The sequence below is a fragment of the Pseudomonas sp. GW821-FHT01A09 genome, assembly GCF_058986725.1.
Genome location: NZ_JBYSWB010000009.1, coordinates 60,654 through 75,952, shown reverse-complemented (window position 1 = coordinate 75,952; position 15,299 = coordinate 60,654). Strand labels below are relative to the sequence as shown.

At 63.2% G+C, this 15,299-nt stretch carries 16 protein-coding genes; 3 read left to right on the top strand and 13 right to left on the bottom strand.

Annotated features, from left to right (window positions below):
* Positions 1–32: 32 nt before the first annotated feature.
* The 3 genes from holA to AC3WJP_RS12770 all read left to right on the top strand — a co-directional run bounded on the left by holA (position 33) and on the right by AC3WJP_RS12770 (position 2,660).
* A complete protein-coding gene (gene holA, locus AC3WJP_RS12780) occupies positions 33–1,070 on the top strand; it encodes a DNA polymerase III subunit delta (RefSeq protein ID WP_493721679.1) in 1,038 nt (345 codons plus the stop codon).
* Between the two features lie 49 nt (positions 1,071–1,119).
* A complete protein-coding gene (arfA, locus tag AC3WJP_RS12775) occupies positions 1,120–1,284 on the top strand; it encodes an alternative ribosome rescue factor ArfA (RefSeq protein WP_493721678.1) in 165 nt (54 codons plus the stop codon).
* A 62-nt stretch (positions 1,285–1,346) separates the two neighbouring features.
* Positions 1,347–2,660, top strand: a complete 1,314-nt coding sequence (locus AC3WJP_RS12770; protein WP_493721677.1) for a lytic murein transglycosylase — start codon at positions 1,347–1,349, stop codon at positions 2,658–2,660.
* A gap of 151 nt (positions 2,661–2,811) precedes the next feature.
* Here the strand turns inward: AC3WJP_RS12770 and AC3WJP_RS12765 are convergent, their stop codons facing one another.
* From AC3WJP_RS12765 to AC3WJP_RS12705, 13 genes are all read right to left on the bottom strand, one after another.
* Positions 2,812–3,765, bottom strand: a complete 954-nt coding sequence (locus AC3WJP_RS12765) for a S66 peptidase family protein (RefSeq protein WP_493721676.1) — start codon at positions 3,763–3,765, stop codon at positions 2,812–2,814.
* Positions 3,766–3,880: 115 nt separating this feature from the next.
* Positions 3,881–4,894, bottom strand: coding sequence for a lipoyl synthase (gene lipA, locus AC3WJP_RS12760; RefSeq protein ID WP_493721675.1), 1,014 nt, complete (start codon positions 4,892–4,894; stop codon positions 3,881–3,883).
* Position 4,895: 1 nt separating this feature from the next.
* Positions 4,896–5,552, bottom strand: coding sequence for a lipoyl(octanoyl) transferase LipB (gene lipB, locus AC3WJP_RS12755; protein ID WP_493721674.1), 657 nt, complete (start codon positions 5,550–5,552; stop codon positions 4,896–4,898).
* On the bottom strand, positions 5,552–5,863 hold the full coding sequence (locus AC3WJP_RS12750; protein WP_493721673.1) for a DUF493 domain-containing protein: 312 nt from the start codon (positions 5,861–5,863) through the stop codon (positions 5,552–5,554). The genes lipB and AC3WJP_RS12750 overlap by 1 nt, the downstream gene beginning before the upstream one ends.
* Before the next feature lie 79 nt (positions 5,864–5,942).
* Positions 5,943–7,103: a D-alanyl-D-alanine carboxypeptidase family protein gene (locus tag AC3WJP_RS12745; protein ID WP_493721672.1), complete on the bottom strand. Its 1,161-nt coding sequence runs from the start codon at positions 7,101–7,103 to the stop codon at positions 5,943–5,945.
* Between the two features lie 108 nt (positions 7,104–7,211).
* The gene (locus AC3WJP_RS12740; RefSeq protein ID WP_493721671.1) at positions 7,212–8,222 is read right to left on the bottom strand and encodes a septal ring lytic transglycosylase RlpA family protein; all 1,011 of its coding nucleotides are present in this window, start codon (positions 8,220–8,222) and stop codon (positions 7,212–7,214) included.
* Positions 8,222–9,232: a lytic murein transglycosylase B gene (gene mltB / locus AC3WJP_RS12735; RefSeq protein WP_493721670.1), complete on the bottom strand. Its 1,011-nt coding sequence runs from the start codon at positions 9,230–9,232 to the stop codon at positions 8,222–8,224. The genes AC3WJP_RS12740 and mltB overlap by 1 nt, the downstream gene beginning before the upstream one ends.
* A gap of 17 nt (positions 9,233–9,249) precedes the next feature.
* Positions 9,250–10,353 (bottom strand): rod shape-determining protein RodA, encoded by a 1,104-nt coding sequence (gene rodA, locus AC3WJP_RS12730; RefSeq protein ID WP_226506474.1) that lies wholly within the window; start codon positions 10,351–10,353, stop codon positions 9,250–9,252.
* 31 nt (positions 10,354–10,384) lie between these two features.
* Positions 10,385–12,280, bottom strand: a complete 1,896-nt coding sequence (gene mrdA, locus AC3WJP_RS12725) for a penicillin-binding protein 2 (protein ID WP_493721669.1) — start codon at positions 12,278–12,280, stop codon at positions 10,385–10,387.
* 15 nt (positions 12,281–12,295) lie between these two features.
* A complete protein-coding gene (gene rlmH / locus AC3WJP_RS12720) occupies positions 12,296–12,763 on the bottom strand; it encodes a 23S rRNA (pseudouridine(1915)-N(3))-methyltransferase RlmH (RefSeq protein WP_493721668.1) in 468 nt (155 codons plus the stop codon).
* Between the two features lie 9 nt (positions 12,764–12,772).
* Positions 12,773–13,267 carry a ribosome silencing factor gene (gene rsfS, locus AC3WJP_RS12715; RefSeq protein WP_493721667.1) on the bottom strand — a complete coding sequence of 165 codons (495 nt, stop codon included), beginning with the start codon at positions 13,265–13,267 and terminating at the stop codon, positions 12,773–12,775.
* Positions 13,268–13,337: 70 nt separating this feature from the next.
* Complete coding sequence (nadD, locus tag AC3WJP_RS12710) at positions 13,338–14,018, bottom strand: nicotinate-nucleotide adenylyltransferase (RefSeq protein ID WP_493721666.1); 681 nt, start codon at positions 14,016–14,018, stop codon at positions 13,338–13,340.
* Positions 14,019–15,287, bottom strand: coding sequence for a glutamate-5-semialdehyde dehydrogenase (locus tag AC3WJP_RS12705; protein WP_493721665.1), 1,269 nt, complete (start codon positions 15,285–15,287; stop codon positions 14,019–14,021). It abuts the gene before it with no gap.
* Between the last annotated feature and the right edge of the window lie 12 nt (positions 15,288–15,299).

Sequence of the window (15,299 nt, the reverse complement as noted above, 5' to 3'; positions counted from 1 at the left end):
TGAATCCAGGGCGCCCCACCGAATCGCCAACCATGAAACTCGCCCCCGCCCAACTCACCAAGCATCTGCAAGGCAGCCTCGCGCCCGTCTATGTGATCAGCGGCGACGATCCGCTGCTGGCTCAGGAAGCTGCGGACGCCATTCGCCTGGCCGCACGCCAGCAAGGCTTCGACGAACGCCAGGTGTTCAGCGCCGACGCCAACTTCGACTGGGGTACGTTGTTGCAGGCGGGCGCCAGCCTGTCGCTGTTCGCCCAGCGACGCCTGCTGGAACTGCGCTTGCCCTCTGGCAAGCCCGGTGACAAGGGCGCCGCCGCACTGATCGAATATTGTGCCCGGCCGGCCGAAGACACCGTGCTGCTGATCAGCCTGCCCAAGCTCGATGGCAGCGCGCAGAAAACCAAATGGGGCAAGGCGCTGATCGAGGGGCCAAGCACGCAGTTCGTGCAGATCTGGCCCGTGGATGCCGCGCAATTGCCGCAATGGATTCGTCAGCGTCTGTCTCAGGCCGGATTGGTGGCGCATCCCGATGCCATCGAGCTGATTGCTGCCAGGGTCGAGGGCAACCTGCTGGCCGCCGCTCAGGAAATCGAAAAGCTCAAGCTGCTGGCTGACGGCCAGCAGATCAGTCTCGAGACCGTGCAAGGCGCGGTGGCCGATAGCGCTCGCTATGACGTGTTCGGCCTGATGGACGCCGTACTCAACGGCGAGCCGGTGCATGCCTTGCGCATGCTTGAAGGCCTGCGCGGTGAAGGGGTCGAGCCGCCGGTGATTCTCTGGGCCCTGGCCCGGGAGTTGCGGGTATTGGCCGGCCTGGCGTTGCAGTACAGCCAAGGCGTGCCGTTGGACAAGGCCTTCAGTCAAGCGCGCCCACCCATCTGGGACAAGCGCAAGCCACTGATGAGCAAGGCCCTGCAACGCTATTCGGCGAGCCGCTGGGCGCAACTGCTGCAGGATGCGCAACGCATCGACGCGCAGATCAAGGGCCAGGCGCCCGGCTCCACCTGGGTAAGCCTGTCCCGCCTGACGCTGCTGATGGCCGGACAACGCTTGTCACTACCCGCCGATTGACCTGCACGCTGATTGACCTATGATAGGCCGCTCTTCCAAGGAGTCGCTCATGAGCCGCAAAACCAGCAAGCCCCGGCCCAACAAGGCCAAATCCATCGTCGCCCAGCCCTTGTTCCGTAGCCGCCAGGAACCCGCAGGCAAAGGCAAAGGCAGCTACCGCCGCGAAGCCTTCCAATCGAGAGATTGGGAGGCTTCCTACTTTTTGGCCGCCTGAACCCGCTCTGCCCGCAGGCATGATATGGTCACGGTCTGATTAGAAAAAATCTGGACCCCTGCATGTCTCTTCGTCGTCCCCGCCTCTGCCCACTGCGCCATCTACTCGCTTCCGCCAGCTTCATTACCTTGGTCGCCTGTGCCGAGCAACCTACTGCCGCCGATGTCCTGCCCCTATCCACTACTCCGAGCAAAACGGTTGCGCCCATTACCACCCTGGCGCCGATGAGCACGGATGGCGTGGCTTTGCCGTCACAGACTTTCGCCGAGTGGGAGAGTGGTTTCCGTACACAGGCCTTGCAGGCCGGGATCCGACCCGATGTCTTTGACCGCGCCTTTGCCGGCGTCACGCTCGATCCGAGCATCGTCACAGCCGATCGCAGCCAACCTGAATTTACTCGACCGATCTGGGAATACCTCGACGGCGCCATCTCGCCCACCCGCGTGCGCCGCGGGCAGGGCCTGCTCAACCAGTACAGTGACGTACTGACGCGCATCGAGCAGCGATACGGTGTCGACCGCCAGGCATTGGTGGCCGTCTGGGGCATGGAAAGCAGCTACGGTCAGATTCAGGGCGACAAGTCGGTGATCCGCTCACTAGCGACCCTGGCTTATGAAGGCCGTCGTCCGGGCTTTGCCCAGGATCAACTGATTGCCGCGCTGCAGATTCTGCAGAATGGCGACATCACCCCGGAGTTGATGCTCGGCTCCTGGGCCGGGGCTATGGGCCAGACGCAGTTCATTCCAACTACCTACAACTCCCATGCGGTGGACTTCGACGGCGACGGGCGTCGCGATATCTGGAACGACGCCGCGGACGCGCTGGCCTCAACGGCCAACTACCTGCAAAGCTCGGGCTGGCAGAAAGGTCAACCATGGGGCTTCGAGGTGCAACTGCCCCAAGGCTTCGATTACCTGCTGGCCGACGGTGCGCAGCGCAAGTCGGTGGCTCAGTGGCTGGCATTAGGCGTGAATCTGCCAGCGGGCAGCGTCCTACCGCCTGGCACGGACCAGTTGCAAGCCGCGCTGCTGCTGCCTGCGGGCTATCGCGGCCCGGCCTTTCTGGTGCTGGACAACTTCCGCGCCATCCTCAAGTACAACAACTCGTCGGCCTATGCGTTGGGCGTGAGCCTGCTGTCGCAGCGCTTTGGCGGCGGTGGCTACCTGCAGGGACAATGGCCGAAGGATGATCTGCCGCTGAGCCGCACCGAGCGCATCGAGCTGCAGACGCTGCTGACTGCCAAGGGCTACGATGCCGGCAATCCGGATGGCATCATCGGCGCCAATACCCGCAAGGCGATCCGCAGCGCCCAGGCGTCTCTCGGCTGGCCGGCGGATGGCTATCCCACGCACAAGCTGCTCGAAAGCCTGCGCTGACACACCCACTCCCTGTGGTGAGGGGGCTTGCTCCGGTACGGTGGGTCAAATACCTCTATTTGTCTGAACCACCGTATCGGGAGCATGCCCCTCGCCACAGGGGTGACACCGCCTTCAGTACACACATCCTGCATGAGCGGCGCCCACACTTTCAGCACACAACGTCCTGATCCAGCCACAAGCGGCACTCGCCGCCGTCCAGGCGCACCATGGCGCCGAGGGGCAGGGTCAGGTTGGGGTCGCAATGGCCGCTGCGCCAGCCGGCGACCACTGGGATACCCAGCGGTTCGAACGTCTGACGCAACAGCGGGGTCATGTCCTCCACACTGATCCCCGCGAAATCTCCTACCAGCACTCCAGCGATCTTCGCTAGTTTGCCGCTCAGCCGCAGCTGTGTGAGGAAGCGGTCGATGCGATACAACGGCTCGTTAACATCCTCGATGAACAGGATGATGCCGTCCGTCTCGATCGCCCAGGGCGTACCCTCCAACGCCGAGATCATCGCCAGATTACCGCCCATGAGCCGGCCGCGACTGATGCCGTGGCCGATGGATACCAAGGGCAAGGTGGAAGGATGTGCCAGCTCCGAGCCAGCCTTGAATTGCCCGCGCACGAGGCGGCGCAACGAGGTCTCGGTGGGCGGTTTGCGATCGGCTAGCACCTCGGAGGTCAGCATCGGGCCATGGAAGGTGATGAATCCGGCCTCTTTGGCGATCGCCAGATGCAAGGCGGTAATATCGCTGTAGCCCACGAACGGCTTGGCGTGCCGGCGCAGCAGCGAGTAGTCGATCTTGTCCAGCAAGCGCGGGCTGCCGTAGCCGCCACGCAGGCACATGATGGCGTCGATCCGATCGTCGGCGAAGGCATCGTGCAGGTCGTTGAGGCGCACCCTGTCGCTGCCGGCCAGGTAACCGGTCTGCTGCAACGCACCGGGGTAGATCTTCAGGCTGTAGCCCCTGGCCGCCATCCAGCGCTCGGCGGTGGCAACATCGAAGGCCCTGGGGCCCGCGGGCGCGATGATGGCGATACGACCTTCAGGGCGCAGCCGAGGGACGGCGATCCCCTGTTCGCGGGGTTGGGCGGCGATTTGCTGATTGACGTTCATCCCGGGGCCTCACTGCGTGGCTGATGGCAACGACTTTAACAGCTTGCACAAAAAAGCCGACAGCTTCCATGCGATAGAAGCTGTCGGCTTTTTCTACAACGGCCCAGCCAGCGATTTACAGCTTGGCCTTGGCCTCGTGCGCCTGCTGGTCGGCGTGGTACGACGAGCGCACCAGCGGGCCGGAGGCGACATTCTTGAAGCCCATCCTGTAGCCTTCTTCGGCGAACCAGGCGAAGGTGTCCGGGTGCACGAAGCGCTGCACCGGCAAGTGGCTGCGCGATGGCTGCAGGTACTGGCCGAGGGTCAGCATGTCGATGTCGTGCTCGCGCATGCGCTGCATCACTTCGATGACTTCCTCGTCCGTCTCGCCCAGGCCGAGCATCAGGCCGGACTTGGTCGGTACGTGCGGTACCAGCTCCTTGAACTTCTTCAGCAGGGTCAACGACCACTGGTAATCGGAACCTGGGCGCGCGGCCTTGTACAGGCGCGGCACGGTCTCAAGGTTGTGGTTGAACACATCCGGCGGCTCGGCCGCAGTGATGGCCAGGGCCACATCCATACGCCCGCGGTAGTCCGGCACCAGGGTCTCGAGCTGCACGCCAGGCGACAGCTTGCGGATCTCGCGCAGGCAGTCGGCGAAGTGTTGGGCACCGCCATCGCGCAGGTCGTCGCGGTCTACCGAGGTGATTACCACGTACTTGAGGCGCAGGTCGGCAATCGCCACCGCCAGGTTCATCGGCTCGTCGGCATCCAGCGCCTTCGGGCGGCCGTGGCCAACGTCGCAGAACGGGCAGCGGCGGGTGCAGATGTCACCCATGATCATGAAAGTCGCGGTACCACCGGAGAAGCACTCGCCCAGGTTCGGGCAAGAGGCCTCTTCGCAGACGCTGTGCAGCTTGTGCTTGCGCAGCAGTTGCTTGATGCGGTCGACTTCCGGCGAAACCGGGATACGGACGCGAATCCAATCCGGTTTTTTCGGCAGTTCTTCGGTCGGGATAATCTTGACCGGGATGCGCGCGACCTTCTCAGCACCGCGCAGCTTGACGCCCGCCTCCACTTTATGAGGCGCGGCCTTGACCGGCAAGCTGGTGGTCGGGATCAGGTTTTCCACGGTAGTAGCAGTTGTCATATCATTCGATTCCGCCCGTCAGGGTCGTCTGCTCAGCGTAGTCGAGGTGTTTGACGAGCTGCGCGCGCAGCCGGGCACTAACCTCGGCAAATTCAATGCTGCCTGCATGATCGCACAGCTGGGTCATCGCCAGCCCGGCATATCCGCAAGGGTTGATACGTTGGAACGGTTCGAGCTGCATGTCGACGTTCAGCGCCAGCCCGTGAAACGAGCAGCCGCGACGGATACGCAGGCCCAGGGAGGCGATTTTAGCACCTTCTACGTAGACACCGGGTGCATCCGGCTTGGCCGCAGCGCTGACACCGAAGCTGGCGAGCAGATCGATCAAGGCGTTTTCGATGCGGCTGACCAGCTCGCGCACACCAAAACCCAGGCGCCGCACGTCCAGCAGCAGGTAAACCACCAACTGGCCGGGGCCATGGTAGGTCACCTGGCCGCCGCGATCGACCTGCACCACCGGGATATCCCCCGGCAGCAGCAGATGTTCGGCCTTGCCCGCCTGGCCTTGAGTGAACACCGGCGCATGCTGCACCAACCACACCTCATCGGGCGTGTCACTGCTACGAAGGTCGGTGAAGCGCTGCATGGCGTGCCAGGCCGGCTCGTAGGCCATCAGGCCCAACTCGCGGAAGCCCAGCACGCTGGAGGCGGATGGCATCAGAGCACCATGTGCACGTGGCCACTGGCCCGCAACGCGCTGTTGATGTCGCGCAGCTGGTCTTCGCTGGTGGCGATGATGTGCACCTGCACGGTGGTGTACTTGCCCGAGCTGCTCTGACGCTCGGCCAGGGTGGCCAGGTCGACTTCGGCGTGTTTGCCGAGGATTTCCAGTACCAGATCCTTGTAGCCGGCGCTGGTATGGCCGATCACCTTGATCGGGTAATCTGGGCAAGGGAATTTGATTTCATGGGATTTGATGTCTTCGGCGGATTTGTCATCGGCGGAAGCAGGAACTTTGGAATCGGTCATGGCAATGACGGCCTCGTAAGCCGTGGCGACAACATCGCCCCCGACTCAGGTAAGAGCCAGGGGCGCGCAGGTCACGATATCAGTTGAACAAGCCGTGGAAGAATAGCCGAATGCTATCCCACAGGCGACGGATGAAACCACCTTCATCAACTTGATCCAGTGCGATCAGATCAGTGCTCTGCAGCACCTTGTCACCCATCTTGACTTCGACCTTGCCGATAACCGCACCCTTGGCGATCGGTGCGACCAGTTGCGGCGCCATGGTCATGGTGGCTGCGAGGTTTTTCAGCTGGCCCTTCGGCACGGTCATGGTCAGATCTTCTGCCAGGCCGGCACGCACGGTGCTGGCGGTACCTTTCCAGACCGGAGCCTGAGCCAGTTCCGCACCCGCCTTGTAGAAGGTCTGGGTTTCATAGAAGCGGAAACCGTACGTCAGCAGCTTTTGCGTTTCGGCGGCGCGGTTGGCTTCGCTGGTGGTACCGAAGACCACGGCGATCAGGCGCATGCCATCACGAACGGCCGAAGCCACCATGCAGTAGCCAGCTTCGTCGGTGTGGCCGGTCTTCAGACCGTCGACGGTCTTGTCGCGCCACAGCAGCAGGTTGCGGTTAGGCTGCTTGATGTTGTTCCAGAAGAACTCTTTCTGCGAGTAGATGGCGTAGTGGGCAGGGTCTTCATGGATGATCGCCCGTGCCAGCAGCGCCATGTCGTGCGCGGTGGAGTAGTGCTCCGGGTTCGGCAGACCGGTGGGGTTCATGAAGTGACTGTTGACCATGCCGAGTTTGCCGGCGGTGGTGTTCATCATGTCGGCGAAGGCATCTTCGCTGCCGGCGATGTGCTCGGACAGGGCGACACTGGAGTCGTTGCCCGACTGGATGATGATGCCGTGCAGCAGGTCACTGACCGACACCTGCGAGCCGACCTTGAGGAACATCCGCGAACCGCCGGTGCGCCAGGCGTTCTCGCTGATGGTCACCGGGTCGTTCTCACCGATCTGGCCGCGACGGATTTCCAACGTGGCGATATAGGCGGTCATCAGTTTGGTCAGGCTGGCAGGCGGCAGGCGTTGATCGCCGTTGTCCTCGACCAGCACCTGACCGCTGGACGCTTCCATGAGTACGAAGGCTTTGGCCGCCAGTTGCGGCGGCGCGGGCACCATCTGATCAGCCGCCCATGCAGTTGGAGCGATCATCAGGGGTACAAGCAGGCATAGGCGTTTGGCAAAGGTGGTGATGTTCATCCGTCTCTCGAGATTACTGATGGGCAGATGCCCTGATGGGCAAATCGTTTCCCAGGCTTGAAGGCCTGGCGTTGTTGCGGTTCGGCTGGCCGGAGTGGCCCCGGGTGGTTATTCCGTGACCACGCTGGGCGAGCCCAGATTGGCCAGCCGAACACTGTTCTGAACCTGCTGGACTTCCGCCGGGTTGCCGATTGGCCCCAGGCGAACGCGGTACAGGGTTTGCTGGTTACGCACCACCGGACTGGTGAACGCCGGGGCCTTGACCATCGAGCTGAGCTTCGACCTCAGGAGCTCTGCAGCGTCCGGGTTGGCGAAGGCTCCCACCTGGAGATACTGGCCAGCTGCTGGCGCAGAAGCGTTTTTTTTTGCGTCGATCGCTACTGGCATGATCGCGGCCGCGTGTTGCTGCGGCGGTGGAACGTATTGTTCGACGGTACCGGTGGAGGGCGTCAGCTTGGGCGTTTCAGCCGCGACCACCTGTGGCTGATCGAGCATCAGCGGCGCCGGGCGGCCCCGCTGAGCCCACCATTGTTGCGGGTCGATGCCCTCGACCTTGACCCGCGCCGTGCCGATTTCGGCATAGCCGAGTTTTTTTGCGGCGGCGTAGGACAAATCGATGATGCGATCGGAATAGAACGGCCCGCGGTCATTGACCCGCAGGATCACCGAGCGATTGTTGTCCAGATTGGTCACCCGCACGTAACTGGGCAGGGGCAGCGTCTTGTGCGCCGCGCTCATGCCGTACAGGTCATACACCTCGCCGTTGGCGGTGTTCTGGCCATGGAACTTGGTGCCGTACCAGGACGCCGTGCCGACGGCCACATAACTGGCCGAGTCGTTGAGCGGGAAGTAGGTCTTGCCCAGCACCGTGTAAGGGTTGGCCTTGTACGGACCGCTATGCAGGGTCGGCACCGCGTCGGGAATCTTCGACACGTCGACATCCCACCAGGGCGCACCGTCCTTGTGGGCGCGGTTGATGTCCAGGCCGGGCATCGAGCGGATGGCCGTGCCTCCCTGGACCGGCGAGCGGCTGCTGGTGCTCGAACAGCTGACGATCAACAGTGCCATTGCTGTAAAGCCCAGCAGCTTGAGTGGTGCGCTTGTCCGCGTAACCCGCATTACTTGTTGCCCCGTGCTTGAACCAGCAGATCCGCCAGCTGATGTACGGCCATGGCGTACATCACGCTGCGGTTGTAACGCGTAATCGCGTAGAAATTCTTCAGCCCTATCCAGTATTCCGGGCCATTGCTGCCATCCAGGCGAAATGCCGTGACCGGCATATCGTCGCGCAGCGCATCATGACTCGACCAGCCCAGCGCCCGCAACTCCCCAACGGTCTTGACCGGATCAATGCCCGGGCTCAGACCGCTGTCGGCCTGATCGCCGCGCACCGTCGCCTGACTGACCACCGGCTCGCCGGCCACCCAGCCGTGACGCTGAAAATAGCTGGCTACGCTGCCGATGGCGTCATCGGCGTCGTTCCAGAGATTGATGTGGCCATCACCGTCGAAGTCCACCGCATAAGCGCGGAAGCTGCTCGGCATGAACTGCGGCAGGCCCATGGCCCCGGCGTAGGAGCCCTTGATCGTCAACGGATCGAGTTGCTCCTCGCGGGACATTAACAGGAACTCGCGCAGCTCCTTGCGAAAGAAATCGGCGCGCGCCGGGTAATCGAACGCCAGAGTCGACAATGCATCGATCACCCGGTAATTGCCGGTATTGCGGCCAAAAAAGGTCTCTACGCCGATGATCGAGACGATCACCGAGGCCGGCACGCCGTACTCCCGCTCGGCGCGCGCCAGCGCCACCTCATGCTGACGCCAGAAATCCACCCCCCGGGCGATACGCGCATCGGTGATGAAGATCGGCCGGTAGTCCTTCCACGGCTTGACCTTTTCGGCCGGGCGGGAGATGGCGTCGAGGATCGACTGCTTGCGCTCGACCTCGCGAAAAACCCCCATCAACTGCTCACCGGCAAAGCCATAATCACGCGTCATTTCTCCTACGAACTGCGCCACCTGGGGCGAGCCTTCGTAATCGCCGGCCGCCGCGTGCTGCGACGAACCGAGGATGCCTACCAGGCCTACCCACGGAACGTATCGAGTAGCCCAGTTACGCATTGATTGCATTGAGTGGCTCACCTTTTTCAAACCTGTGCGATCCATTTGCGGTGCGTGTGGATCGACATTAAAACGCCAAACGCTGACATCAGGGTCACCAGCGAAGTTCCGCCGTAACTAATGAAGGGCAACGGCACCCCCACCACCGGCAACAGGCCACTGACCATACCGATATTGACGAAAACGTAAACAAAAAACGTCATCGTCAGGCTGCCTGCTAACAATTTGCCATACAACGTCTGTGCCTGCGCCGTGATCACCAGCCCGCGGCCGATCAGCAGCAGATAAATCAGCAGCAAGGCGCAGATGCCCACCAGGCCGAATTCCTCGCCCATCACCGCGATGATGAAGTCGGTATGGCTTTCGGGCAGAAAGTCCAGGTGCGACTGGGTGCCCATCAGCCAGCCCTTGCCGAAAACCCCGCCCGAACCGATGGCGGCCTTCGATTGGATGATGTTCCAGCCGGTGCCCAGCGGGTCGCTCTCGGGGTCGAGGAAGGTCAGGATCCGCTGCTTCTGGTAGTCGTGCATGATGAAAAACCACATGGCCACCGCCACCGGTACCGCTGCCGCCAGCACGCTGATGATCCAGCGCCAGCGCAGGCCGGCCATGAACAGCACGAAGGTCCCGCCCGCGAGGATCAGCAGCGAGGTGCCCAGATCGGGCTGGCGCACGATCAGGATGAAGGGCACGCCAATCAGCGCCAGGCTGGCCACCACATGGATGAGATGGGGCGGCAAGGTGCGTTTGGACAGATACCAGGCGATGGTGGCCGGCATGAGGATCTTCATGAATTCCGACGGTTGGAAGCGAATCACCCCCGGAATGTTGATCCAGCGTGTGGCGCCCATGGCGTTGTGACCCATGACATCGGTGACTACCAGCAGCCCGACGCCGATTACATAGCCCAGCGGCACCCAGCGCGCCATGAAGCGCGGCTCGACCTGAGCGATGATGAACATCGATACCAGACCGATCCCGAACGAGGTGGCCTGCTTGATCAGCAGGTCCCAGTTCTTGCCGCTGGCCGAATAGAGGACGAACAGGCTGCCGGCCGCGAGGGTCAGCAGCAGGATCAGCAGGGGCCCGTCGACATGGATGCGTTGCAAGAAGGTCGCGCGACGGCGCATCACATCCTCACTGGAGAGGATGCGATCGAAATTACTCTTCACGTGCCGTGATCTCCGCACCCGAGGTGCTGGCGTATTCAGGTTTGAGCTGGCCATCGGGACCGAGCAGCCAGGCATCCATCACCTGGCGTACAACAGGGGCGGCCACTCCAGAGCCGGCCTCACCGTTTTCGATCATCACCGACACCACGATTTTCGGGCTTTGCGCCGGGGCGAAGCCGACGAACAAGGCGTGGTCACGATGGCGCTCCTGGACTTTGCTGCGGTCGTATTTTTCGCCCTGCTTGATCGCGACCACCTGGGCGGTGCCGCTCTTGCCGGCAATACGGTATTGCGCACCGACCGCGGCCTTGCGCGCAGTGCCGCGGGCGCCCTGCATCACCTGCTCCATGCCGTGGGTGACCCTGGCCCAATCGGCCGGGTCGCGCAGGACGATGTCCTCCATGGGGTTCTCATCCACCGGCGGCTGGCCCTCGATGGTCCTGGCCAGCCGTGGCCGATTCCACTTGCCCTTGTTGGCAATCAGCGCCGTGGACTGCGCCAGTTGCAGTGGCGTTGCCTGCATGTAGCCCTGGCCGATGCCGAGGATCAGGGTTTCGCCCGGGTACCAGACTTGCTTGCGGGCCACACGTTTCCATTCCCGCGAAGGCATGAGCCCCGGCGCTTCCTCGAACATGTCCAGCGAGACCTTCTGGCCGATGCCGAACCGGTTGAGGTAGGTCGACAGGCGATCGATGCCCATCTTGTGCGCCAGGTCGTAGAAGTAGGTGTCGTTGGAACGCATGATCGCCGTGTCGAGATCGACCCAGCCATCACCGGTGCGATTCCAGTTGCGGTATTTGTGATCGAAATTGGGCAGTTGGTAGTAACCCGGGTCGAACACCCGCGTGCCGGCATTCACTACGCCGGTATCGAGGCCGGCGATGGCCACCGCCGGTTTGATGGTCGAGCCGGGCGGGTAGAGACCACGCAGTACGCGGTTGAACAGTGGCCTATCGATGGAATCGCGCAACTCGGCGTAGGCCTTGAAGCTGATGCCGGTCACGAACAGGTTCGGGTCGAAGCTCGGCTGGCTGACCATCGCCAGCACCTCCCCGGTACTCGGGTCCATGGCCACCAGCGCCCCGCGGCGCCCGGCCAGCGCTTGCTCGGCGGCTTGCTGCAGCTTGATGTCGAGGCTCAGGACGATGTCCTTGCCCGGCACAGGGTCGGTGCGTTTGAGCACCCGCAGCACGCGACCACGGGCGTTGGTCTCGACCTCTTCGTAACCCACCTGGCCGTGCAGTTCGGGCTCGTAGAAGCGCTCGATGCCGGTCTTGCCGATATGGTGAGTGCCGCTGTAGGCCACGGTATCCAGCGACTTGAGTTCCTTCTCGTTGATGCGGCCCATGTATCCCACGGAGTGGGCGAAGTGCTCACCCTGGGGGTAATGACGCACCAATTGCGCGACTACCTCGACGCCGGGCAGGCGGAACTGGTTGACCGCCACGCGGGCGATCTGCTCTTCAGTCAGCTCGAACAGCACCGGCACCGGCTCGAACGGCCGACGCCCCTGCTTCATGCGCTTTTCGAACAGCTCGCGATCATCAGGCGTCAGGCTCAGCACCTCGACGATGACGTCCAGCACCTGCTGCCAGTCGCCTGCCCGCTCGCGGGTGACGCTGAGGCTGAAGCTGGGGCGGTTGTCGGCGATGATCACTCCGTTGCGGTCGTAGATCAGCCCGCGGGTTGGCGGAATCGGCTGCACGTGCACCCGATTGTTCTCCGACAGCGTGGAGTGGTAGTCGTACTGGATGACCTGCAGGAAGTACAGCCGCGCAATCAGCACCAACAGCAGCGCGCACACGACCACCGCGCCGACCACGACGCGGCTGCGCACGGTACGGGCGTCTTTCTCGTGGTCCTTGAGGCGGATCGGCTGGGTCATCGGGCAAGGCGCAGATTATTTGTGGTAAGGGTGTCCGGACAGCACTGTCCAGGCACGATACAGCTGTTCACCGATCAGAATTCTTACCAGCGGGTGCGGCAGCGTCAGGGCCGACAGCGACCAGCGCTGATCCGCCCGCGCGCAGACTTCCGGTGCCAGCCCCTCAGGGCCGCCGACCATAAAGTTGACTGTGCGCGAATCCAGCCGCCAGCGATCCAGTTCCACCGCCAGCTGCTCGGTGCTCCAGGGCTTGCCGTGCACTTCGAGGGTCACGATCCGCTCGTTGGGGCCGACCTTGGCCAGCATGGCTTCGCCTTCCTGACGGATGAAACGCGCCACGTCGGCGTTCTTGCCGCGGGTATTGAGCGGTATTTCCACCAGTTCAAGCGCCAGTTCGGATGGCAGACGCTTGGCATACTCGTGCCAGCCGTCTTCCACCCACTTGGGCATGCGTGAACCGACAGCGATCAGACGCAGGCGCACAGCGGTTCCTTATTCCTGGTCTTTGTTGAGCTTGTCGAACTGCACGTGGCCGACTTCCGGGCTGTGGTGCTTGCCATCGGCGGCGCGGCTCTGCTCGGCCCCCTTCCACAGGCGCTCCAGGTCGTAGAACTGGCGGGCGTTGCTGGTCATCATGTGGACGATCACGTCGTCCATGTCCAGCAGCACCCAGTCGCTGTCGCCCTTGCCTTCTTCACCCAGCGGCTTGACGCCTTGGGCTTTGACGGCTTCGCGAACCTTGTCCAGCATCGCGCCGATCTGGCGGTTGGACGTACCGGTGGCGATGATCATGAAGTCGGTGATGCTCTGCTTGTCGCGCACGTCGAGGATCTGGATGTCCTGCGCCTTGACGTCTTCGAGGGCGGCAACGGCCACCTTGACCAGCTCTTCGCCGGCCAGTTCCGGGCCGGTGTGAGCGGGTACTGCCAGCGGAGCGCTCTTGAAGGTGCCTTTGCGCTTAACTTTGCTTACGTCTTTGTTGGTCATATAAAACTCGTTTTGCTCGTATATTCGGGCGCTTGAATACAGGACGGTTCGTGCCTTCAAGCGCGCCTATTCAGTTCGACGCACGGTACAGCCCGTGCGCCTCGATGTAGGCCAGTACAGCGTCAGGCACCAGGTAACGCACCGACTTACCGCTGGCCAGCAGTTGACGGATCTGGGTGGCCGACACCGACAAGGGTGTCTGCCAGACAAACGCGATCTGACCCGCCGGCCCCTTGAGGGTCTGCGGGTCACTGACGGAACGGGCGGCCAACAGGTTGCGCAGGGCATCCGGTGGCTCGCTGTCCGCGTCAGGGCGCTGCAACACCACGATGTGGCAATGCAGCAGCAATTCTTCCCAGCGATGCCAGGAGGGCAAGCCGCAGAAGGCATCCCAGCCCAGCAGCAAGAACAGTTGGTCTTGAGGCGCCAGCTCGGCGCGCATCAATTCCAGGGTGTCGATGGTGTACGACGGCTGGTCGCGGCGCAGCTCGCGGTCATCGACGCTCAAGGGCGCGGCCCCTTCGACCGCGCTGCGCACCATCGCCAGCCGCTGCTCGGGCGACACCTGTGGGGTGTCGCGGTGCGGCGGCCGGAAGTTGGGCGTCAGGCGCAGATCGTCGAGCGTCAGCGCATCGGACACTTCCAGCGCACTGCGCAGATGACCGATGTGCACCGGATCGAAGGTGCCACCCAGTACGCCAATGCGCTGCGGTCGAACGGTAGGTGCCCCGGACCGGCCGACTTCAGCCAATCAGAGGGACTCCCCGCGCAACTGGCCGTCGCCGACCACTACATATTTTTCGCAGGTCAGGCCTTCGAGGCCGACCGGGCCACGGGCGTGGATCTTGTCCGTGGAAATGCCGATTTCCGCGCCCAGGCCGTACTCAAAACCGTCGGCGAAGCAGGTCGGGGCATTGAGCATCACCGACGCCGAGTCGACCTCGGCCATGAAGCGCCGGGCCTGTCCCTGATGTTCGGTGACGATGGCATCGGTGTGATGCGAGCCATAGTGATTGATGTGCTCGATGGCTTCGTCCAGGCCGTCGACCACGCGGATCGACAGGATCGGCGCCAGGTACTCGGTGTGCCAGTCGTCTTCGGTCGCGGGCAGCGCCTCGATCAGATCGCGGGTGCGCGGGCAGCCACGCAGCTCGACGCCTTTGTCGCGGAACTGGGCGGCCATCGGCGGCAGGAACTGCGCGGCGACACTGGCGTCCACCAGCAATGTTTCCATGGCGCCGCAGATGCCGTAGCGATAGGTCTTGGCGTTGAAGGCGATGCGTTGGGCTTTGCGAAGCTCGGCATCGGCACTGACGTAGACGTGGCAGATGCCATCGAGGTGCTTGATGACCGGCACGCGGGCATCACGGCTGACGCGCTCGATCAGGCCACGGCCGCCACGGGGCACGATGATGTCGACGTATTCGGGCATGGTGATCAATGCGCCCACGGCTGCGCGGTCGGTGGTCTCGACCACTTGCACGACGCTGGCCGGCAGTTGCGCTGCCTCGAGGCCCTGGGCGATGCAGGCGGCAATGGCGCGGTTGGAATGAATGGCTTCGGAGCCGCCGCGCAGAATGGTGGCGTTGCCGGACTTGAGGCACAGGCTGGCGGCGTCGATGGTCACGTTGGGGCGCGATTCGTAGATGATCCCTACCACGCCCAGCGGTACGCGCATCTTGCCGACCTGAATGCCCGACGGGCGATAGCTCATGTCACGGATGGCGCCGACCGGGTCGGGCAGTGCCGCCACCTGACGCAAACCGACGATCATGCCATCGATACGGGAGGGGGTCAGGGTCAGACGTTCCAGCAGGGCCGGCTCGAGGTTGTTGGCGCGGCCGGCGGCGAGGTCGAGCTCGTTGGCGGCCACCAGCTGTTCGCGGGCAGCGTCCAGTGCCGTGGCGGTCGCCAGCAAGGCACGGTTCTTCTGGCCAGTACTGGCGCGGGCGATCACGCGGGCGGCTTCGCGAGCGGCGCGGCCCAGGCGGGTCATGTAGTCAAGCACGGACTCAGTCATGGTCTCTGTGGT